Source organism: Pseudomonas sp. (assembly GCF_036387035.1).
In the GTDB taxonomy this organism is placed as follows: Bacteria; Pseudomonadota; Gammaproteobacteria; order Pseudomonadales; family Pseudomonadaceae; genus Aquipseudomonas.
The window spans coordinates 1-4,776 of record NZ_DASVUM010000210.1 but is presented as its reverse complement, the minus strand read 5'-3'; the positions used below and the strand labels follow the sequence as shown (position 1 = coordinate 4,776).

Genomic DNA, 4,776 nt, shown 5'->3' with positions numbered 1-4,776 from the left:
ATCCGCTACGCATAAATAGCGCTGCAAAGCCAATCGTGCATGATCACGCAGCCCATGGTTGAGTTCATGCAGCTCCCCGGCCAGTCGGTCGGCCACGTTCATCTGCTCGCGCCAGGACGGCGTCAACATTGCCCGCGCTGAAGCCCGGAAGGCTGTTTCCCCCATCTTATGGCCCACGTGATCCAGGGCATCCTCCTGCTCCGCCGCGGACACGCCCGCCTGGACGGCTGAACCGTCTCCATCGAGTCGCCAAACCGAGAGGAAATCGAAAGGTGCCTGTTCGCGCCACCGGCCTGCGCTGAACTGCAGCTGCCAGGGATCGAGCAGTTGGCGCACGTCCAGCGCATCGTCGAACATCGCCGACACCTGATCCGCATCACAGGATAGGGTGCAGACATACGCCAGATTGCTTGCCTGCCAGGCGATGATCGATTCGATACGATTGGCGTACACCTGCCCTTCGATGTCTTCCAGAACGGGGCGTGTCGAGTCCAGCGCGTCAAATGCCGATCGACTCGCCAGGGGCAGCGCCGGGCGCAGCTGTGTCCTTCCTTCGGCGCTGGAAAGATAGACATGCAAAGCCGTGACGTCGGCGAATCGACGCAGAACGTGGTCGGGGGAAAACCACCAGAGCGCGTCATCCGCAGACTGGGTGAGGTGCAGCACAAAGGTGCCCGCCAGGCCTGTTCGCGTGCCGTCTTCGGCAGTGATCACAAGGCGACTGCAACGTATCCCCGACCGTTTCGAAAGCGGTGCCCGCATCTCGTGCAACCATGAGCGTAACGCCGTCCACTCAAGGCTCGTCATCTCCCCCTGCTGGTGGCTTCGATAGACGGCATGGCGAAAACTGCTGTCGAACGTGTCGATGGCCTGGTCCCTCCGCGTCCGCTGCCCACGCCAGCCGTCGGCCCAGAAATCCTTGAGCAAAGCGTCGAAGCGTTCGCCGGTTGCGGCGACCGCCTCGGTGATGGCTCGCGCCAGCCGCGCCGCATCGGCAGGCGGCAAGACCCGTCCCTGCGCGTCGAGAAAACGTCGGTCAACGCCGTCGATCAGACCTCGTTTGCAAAAATCGTCGTACGCCGCCTGCGCCAACGTCTGCGTCATCAGTACCTTTTCCGGGCTATCACCCGACGCCGTCTGCACAATCTGCAGCAGGTTGACGGTAGGGTTCAGTACCCGGTCCGGCAGGCTGCGCTGCAATGGCTCACTGAGGGCGGCGCTGGCCGCGCTGAACAGCGTCGGGGTTGTGCTCAAGGCTTCAGTCATCTGCTCGACGCGCTCGGCCTGGGAGTCGACGATCTTTATCATTTGAGCGCGAAATGGATCGCCCTCTAGCCGTTCGTACTCAAACGCCGACTGGCTGTCGTTGTCTGCGAATCGCTCCCGAAGCACTGCCAGCAGCGCTGCCCGGTCAGCGAACGATTCGACGCCTTGAGCCAGGGTGTGCAGATACACCGTGGGACTGCCGGAAGTGGGGTGGCTCAGCAACAGCGCAGCTGCCATGTCCAGTGGTGTGTTGCGGCCGTCGTCGAACACCAGGTGATCGACCCGCACCGCTTCGGTGTCGGGTTCGGCGTCGTCACGGACCAGGCAGAGCAGCCAGTCGTGCTCTTCGGTGCAGAGGGTTGCGGCAAGCAATGCGGCTTGCAACTCGGCGATATAGCGCTGGCGCAGTGAAGCGCTTTGAAAGTAAATCGAATGGGCAGAAGGCACGTGAAGCTCCATGGTCATAACAAACCGTGGCCGAAGTGATCGGCCACAGGCGATGTGCCAAAGAGCGTATGGAAAAGATCGAAGGGTTCTGCGGTGCATATTGATGCGCAGAAGGGACGGCTTTTAGTATTCACTGACGCCGTCAGGGCGATCACAACAGGGGGCAAACAGCGAGGGCGGCGCCAAATCGTCGGAATCCGGCGCAGCCCTCATCAACGAGGAACCCGCTTTCAGTCTTTCAGCGTGCGCTCAACGTGGCCCGCGAACGCATCGATGATGTTCTGCAGGAATGGACGGGTTTTCTCGCTCAGTTTGCCCTGTTCATCAAAGAAGGTGCCCGCATTGCCCAGGTAGGCTTCCGGCTGCTGCATGCACAGCACGTTAAGGAAAACAAAAGATTGGCGCAGGTGCTGGTTGGCGCCAAAACCACCGATTGCGCCTGGCGAAACACTGACCACCGCTGCGGGTTTTGCACTGCCCCAGGCGCTTTTGCCGTAAGGCCGCGAGCCGACGTCAATGGCGTTTTTCAACGCGCCCGGCACCGAGCGGTTGTACTCGGGGGTGACGAACAGAAAGCCGTCGGCCCCCTGCAAGGCTTCGCGGAACGCGGTGTAAGCAGCGGGCGGGGCATCAACGTCGATGTCCTCGTTGTACAACGGCAGGTCGCCGATTTCGACGATGCTCAGCTTCAAGCTTGGGGGCGCCAGTTCGGCCAGTGCACGGGCCACTTTGCGGTTGATGGAATCTTTCCTCAAGCTGCCGACGATGACTGCGATCGAATGAACCTGGCTCATGAAACGGACCTTCTGTTGTTGGACGAAACAACAGTTATAGATGAAACAGGTGCGACATTGCCTGTTGTTTTTCCGCTCGTCATTATCGAAGCGTTCGATGATGACGCATCGCCTCCCCCCCGCATTCTTCGCCCAGACCAGGTAACCGTCCGTCGCGACTATTTTTCCTGGAAGCGAAAACTCCGCCTGAAAACGGCGGTCAGACTGCCTTAGGCGAATAAGGTCACCGCAGAAATTTCGGAATTACCTTACAAGCGGACACGGTTTGTGCACTCGCGGTGTTAGGATGCGAGTGAAAACGAGCAGTTATTTCCAGAGGTTACAAAGCAAATGGCTTCAGTTCTAGTTGGGCAATTTCATGCGAGGGACGCGGAAGGACGCGTTTACTCGGTGCATGAATTCCGTGAATCACAGCCTGATGAGGCTGATGGCAAGGAGCCCGTGTCTACTTATCGCCTGGCCATTGGCGACCGCGTCAAGCATTTGGGTGGCGAGGAATTCGAGTTGATTCAGGGCAAGATCAAGCTGAAAAGAGAGCACTGAAACACCGTTGCAAGCCCAAGGGTACTCACCCCGCTCGGCCGCCAGTTAGGCCATCCGGGCTTGCAGCATCAACCGACGACCGGCGCGTCAAACAGCAGATACCAGAAAATCGCCGCTTCCCGCGTGGCGGGGTCTATCGCGTGATAGCGCAGATGATCCAGCCCACCGACCACAAACCCATAGCGTTCATATAAACGGCACGCCTCCAGATTGTTGTTCTGGGTTTCCAGTGTGATGCCCGGCAGACCGCGCTTGCGGCTCCAGAACTGCGCCACATCCAGCAGCTTTCGCGCCACACCGTTGCGCCGCGCGCCGACGTCCACGGCCAGTTCATCGATGTGGGCGAAACCGTTCCAGTGCTGGCTGAGCACCACATGCCCGACCGGCTGCTCATCGAGCCAGGCCACCAACACGGCACTGTCGGCGGCGTCCCGGTAATGGCAGAACTCTTCCGAATCGATGCCGTAGTTCTTCAGGTAAGGCTCGACCGGGTCAACGTGCCAGTGCGCGACGGGCTCGCCGATCTGCACTTGGGCATAGCCGGTGACGGTGAACGTGAATTCGCTGTTGAGGATGTAATCTTCGAAACACTCGTCAGCGACACGGATGCTGAAAATCGGGCTGGACGTGTTCACCATGGTCCTCCTGCACCGTTGCCGGGATTGACATCAACACGTATGAAGGCCGCGGCGTCGCGCAAGCCCAGCCCTGAGTGTCGCCGTCAGGCTTCGGCCTGGGCCTGGGCCTGCGTTGCCAGTAACTGGGTCCACAGCGCCGGGGCGCCAGCAGCCTTTTCAATAACGGCCAGGCGCGCCTGGTGTTCCGCCAACTCGGACTCGCTGGCGAGGATGATACGGCCAGGCGCGCGGTTGGCGACACGGCGGACCTCGGAAGGACGGTCGGCGCCGCCCTCTCCGTCGTTGTTGCCGGCCAGCGACAGGGTCGTCTGCCCGCCGGTCATCGCCAGATAGACTTCCGCCAGAATCTCGGAGTCAAGCAGTGCGCCATGCAGTTCACGGCCGGAGTTGTCGACGTCGTAGCGTTTGCACAAGGCATCGAGGCTGTTGCGCTGGCCCGGATGACGCTCGCGGGCCATCGCCAGGGTGTCGAGAATGGTGCAGTAGCTGCTGAGGTTGGCGCGATCGTGCTGGCCGATCAGGGCGAATTCGTTGTTCAGGAAGCCGACGTCGAACGCCGCGTTGTGGATGATCAGCTGGGCGCCTTTGACGAACTCGAAGAATTCGTCGGCGACTTCAGCGAAACGGGGTTTGCCGATGAGGAATTGGTCAGTGATGCCGTGAACGCCGATGGCGCCCTCGTCACTCTCCCGATCCGGTTGCAGGTAAACGTGGAAATGCCGCCCGGTCAGACGCCGGCCAATCAGCTCGACACAACCGATTTCAATGACCCGGTGGCCATCGGTGACGGGCATACCGGTAGTCTCGGTATCCAGGACTACCCTTCGTTCAGTGATGATGTTTTGTACAGTCATTGCCTACCGCCTCAGCTTCAGGCGCGGATCTTAGCATGGGGGTTTTGCGATGTGCGCGCGCGGCTATCGGCTTGTGGCGACGCGCGCACGCTGTTTCTGTAATTGGATGGACTCGCCCAGGCCGAGGCGTCAATGCGCCACGGTGGCAGTCTAAACAGCCAACGACAGCGAGGGCGAGTCCATGAAAAAGCATACGACGGTTAATCAGTCTCTGTCTTCATCCGATCTCCCGGC

5 protein-coding genes are annotated in these 4,776 nt (G+C 60.3%); 1 reads left to right on the top strand and 4 read right to left on the bottom strand.

Annotated elements, in window-relative coordinates; all coding sequences use genetic code 11:
• Both VF672_RS19755 and VF672_RS19750 read right to left on the bottom strand, forming a co-directional pair.
• Positions 1 to 1,713: dermonecrotic toxin domain-containing protein (locus VF672_RS19755; RefSeq protein WP_331106226.1), on the bottom strand; the 1,713-nt coding region annotated here is incomplete at its 3' end.
• Between the two features lie 230 nt (positions 1,714 to 1,943).
• Positions 1,944 to 2,507 (bottom strand): NAD(P)H-dependent oxidoreductase, encoded by a 564-nt coding sequence (locus VF672_RS19750; RefSeq protein ID WP_331106225.1) that lies wholly within the window; start codon positions 2,505 to 2,507, stop codon positions 1,944 to 1,946.
• 330 nt (positions 2,508 to 2,837) lie between these two features.
• On the opposite strand from VF672_RS19750, the gene VF672_RS19745 reads away from it, so the two are divergent.
• Positions 2,838 to 3,050 (top strand): hypothetical protein, encoded by a 213-nt coding sequence (locus tag VF672_RS19745; protein ID WP_331106224.1) that lies wholly within the window; start codon positions 2,838 to 2,840, stop codon positions 3,048 to 3,050.
• Positions 3,051 to 3,118: 68 nt separating this feature from the next.
• On the opposite strand, the gene VF672_RS19740 is transcribed toward VF672_RS19745, so the two are convergent.
• On the bottom strand, positions 3,119 to 3,688 hold the full coding sequence (locus tag VF672_RS19740) for a GNAT family N-acetyltransferase (protein WP_414705636.1): 570 nt from the start codon (positions 3,686 to 3,688) through the stop codon (positions 3,119 to 3,121).
• 83 nt (positions 3,689 to 3,771) lie between these two features.
• Positions 3,772 to 4,524, bottom strand: a complete 753-nt coding sequence (gene dnaQ, locus VF672_RS19735) for a DNA polymerase III subunit epsilon (protein WP_331106227.1) — start codon at positions 4,522 to 4,524, stop codon at positions 3,772 to 3,774.
• Positions 4,525 to 4,776: the final 252 nt, after the last annotated feature.